The sequence below is a fragment of the Dietzia sp. HMSC21D01 genome (assembly GCF_001815995.1).
Taxonomy (GTDB): domain Bacteria; phylum Actinomycetota; class Actinomycetes; order Mycobacteriales; family Mycobacteriaceae; genus Dietzia; species Dietzia cinnamea.
In genome coordinates this window covers 1-2,263 of record NZ_KV823872.1, presented here as the reverse complement: position 1 = coordinate 2,263, position 2,263 = coordinate 1, and the positions used below count along the sequence as shown (strand labels likewise).

Genomic DNA, 2,263 nt, shown 5'->3' with positions numbered 1-2,263 from the left:
CGGGTCCGCCGCGACGAGCCACGTGGCGCCGCGGAACAGGTCCGGGTCGCCCGCGTCCCAGCCGGAGTGGGCGGTGCCGGCCATGGGGTGCCCGCCCACGAACCGCGCCCCGAGGCCGTGGCGCCGCACCGCGTCCAGGACGGGCCCCTTGACGCTGATGACGTCGGTGAGGGCGACGCCCGGTGCGTGCTCGGCCACCGCGCCCAGGACCGCGTCGAGGGCGGGGAGGGGGACGGCGACGACGACGAGGGCATCTGACTCCCGGGCCCGGCGGAGCGTGTCGGGCAGGTCCGTGGTGACGGCGAAACCCGCGGCGGTGGCGGCCTCGGCGCCTGCGGCGGAACGGTTCCATCCGAAGGCCCGTTCGGGGCCGAGGGCCCGCATCAGCGAACCGCCGATCAGACCCGCCCCGAGCACGCACACGTCCGCCGTCACCGTCACCTGACAAGGTTCTCACAGCAGACTACGGTTGAGCCCATGGCCAGCAGCTCCGACCGACACGCCCGCGATTCCGACGACGACTCGGTGACCGGCATCGCGCTCGGGGTGGTGCAGGACGGCGGATCGTGGCAGGTCACGCGCCTGGACGACGCCGCGCTGACGAGTCTCGACGACGCCGCGCGGCAGGTCCGCGCGCTGCGGGCCGAGGGGCCGTCGTTCGGGTTGGTGGACGTGGACCACGAGTTCTTCGTGATCCTGCGCCCGGGCCCGTCCGGCATGCGGCTCATGCTCTCCGACGCCACCGCGTCGCTGGACTACGACCTCGCCGCCGACGTGCTCGACGAGCTCAACGTGGACGTCCCCGACATGACCGACGAGGAGCTCGAGGACACCGATCCCTGGGGCGAGGGCGACATGGCGATCCTCGAGGACATGGGTCTGCCGGCCGGGGTGCTGGAGATCATCGTCTCCGAGGTGGATCTGTACGCCGACGAGCAGCTGCAGTCCGTGGCCGAGCGGATGGGGTTCGGCGACGAGATCGAGCGGCACCTGCCCGACTCGTGAGGGTGCACCGCGCGAACAAGGCCCTCGTGCGCCGCGCGCTGGCCGTTGCCGCGGGCACCCCGCCCGAGGACGTGCCCGTCGGCGCGGTCGTCATCGGCCCGGACGGCACCGAGCTGGCCGCCGCCACCAATCGCCGAGAGACCGACGGCGACCCGTTCGCCCACGCCGAGGTGCTCGCGCTGCGCGAGGCCGCGAGGGTGCTCGGTGACGGCTGGCGGTTGGACGACTGCACCCTCGTGGTGACGCTCGAGCCCTGCACGATGTGCGCGGGGGCGGCGGTCGCGGCGCGGGTGGGCCGGATCGTGTTCGGGGCGTGGGAGCCGCGGACGGGGGCCTGCGGCTCGCTGTGGGACGTCGTGCGCGACCGGCGGCTGGTGCACCGGCCAGAGGTGCACGGCGGCGTGCTGGAGGACGAGTGCGCGGCTGTTCTCGAGGACTTCTTCCGCGCCCGACGCTGACGCCGGCCCGCCCCGCCCGGTGATCCGATCGTGACCCGCACGCGGTGGAGGCCCCGGCCGGGCGTGGATACGGTGGATCTCGAGAGGCGCCGGGCCCCGGCGCCGCGATCGAGAGGAGTACCACATGGGAGTGGGAGACAAGTTCTCGAACAAGGCCGAGGAGCTGGGCGGCCGCGCCAAGGAGTCCGCGGGCGCCGCGACGGGCGACCGTGATCTGCAGGCCGAGGGTCAGGCCGACCAGGGCGCGGCGGGCCTGAAGCAGGGCGCCGAGAAGCTCAAGGACAAGGCCAACGAGGCCGCCAGCAAGCTCACCGGCAACGACAAGTGAGCGTGTGCCCGCGCCGATTTTTCTCTGCGGGCCCTCGTGCAGTAGCCTGATCGGCGGTGGCGTGTCCGAGCGGCCGAAGGTGCAGCACTCGAAATGCTGTGTTGGGTAACCCCCAACCGTGGGTTCAAATCCCACCGCCACCGCCACGGGGAGAGCCCCGGATCTCGAGAGAGGTCCGGGGCTCTCGCCATGTCCGCCCGGGCGCCCGGCGGGCCGGCCCCGCATCCGCCGCTTCGACCCCGCCGGTCATCCGCTCCCGGCCCCGGGGTGGACAGTCTTACAAGGAGATGTTCACGTCCGTCTGGCAGACCGGACAACGCAGGGACAAGTCAGCCCCACAGCCCTCCCTTGTTTGCCAAGGCGCCAGTTCATCGTCTCTTTGGAGTACACCCGTGTGGGACGGTGGTGGCGCCGCCATCGCCGCTGTGTCACAGGGTTGAGTTGTGGACTTGATCGCTCTGTGGCGGTCTTC

At 72.3% G+C, this 2,263-nt stretch carries 4 protein-coding genes and 1 tRNA gene; 4 read left to right on the top strand and 1 reads right to left on the bottom strand.

The features are described from left to right. Positions 1 to 384: prephenate dehydrogenase/arogenate dehydrogenase family protein (locus HMPREF3086_RS07000; RefSeq protein WP_168169067.1), on the bottom strand; the 384-nt coding region annotated here is incomplete at its 3' end. Positions 385 to 477: 93 nt separating this feature from the next. Here HMPREF3086_RS07000 and HMPREF3086_RS06995 point away from each other — a divergent pair. The 4 genes from HMPREF3086_RS06995 (at position 478) to HMPREF3086_RS06980 (ending at position 1,937) form a co-directional block, all read left to right on the top strand. Next, the gene (locus HMPREF3086_RS06995) at positions 478 to 1,005 is read left to right on the top strand and encodes a tRNA adenosine deaminase-associated protein (protein ID WP_061229927.1); all 528 of its coding nucleotides are present in this window, start codon (positions 478 to 480) and stop codon (positions 1,003 to 1,005) included. Positions 1,006 to 1,007: 2 nt separating this feature from the next. Beyond that, complete coding sequence (locus HMPREF3086_RS06990) at positions 1,008 to 1,463, top strand: nucleoside deaminase (protein WP_061229928.1); 456 nt, start codon at positions 1,008 to 1,010, stop codon at positions 1,461 to 1,463. A gap of 124 nt (positions 1,464 to 1,587) precedes the next feature. Further along, positions 1,588 to 1,791: a CsbD family protein gene (locus HMPREF3086_RS06985; RefSeq protein WP_007627815.1), complete on the top strand. Its 204-nt coding sequence runs from the start codon at positions 1,588 to 1,590 to the stop codon at positions 1,789 to 1,791. Positions 1,792 to 1,846: 55 nt separating this feature from the next. Continuing rightward, positions 1,847 to 1,937 (top strand) — tRNA-Ser (locus tag HMPREF3086_RS06980). The last annotated feature ends 326 nt before the right edge of the window (positions 1,938 to 2,263 follow it).

Bases quoted from the DNA above. Each gene is read 5' to 3' on its own strand.
- HMPREF3086_RS06995 (WP_061229927.1), top strand. From the start codon at position 478: ATGGCCAGCAGCTCCGACCGACACGCCCGCGATTCCGACGACGACTCG.
- HMPREF3086_RS06985 (WP_007627815.1), top strand. From the start codon at position 1,588: ATGGGAGTGGGAGACAAGTTCTCGAACAAGGCCGAGGAGCTGGGCGGC.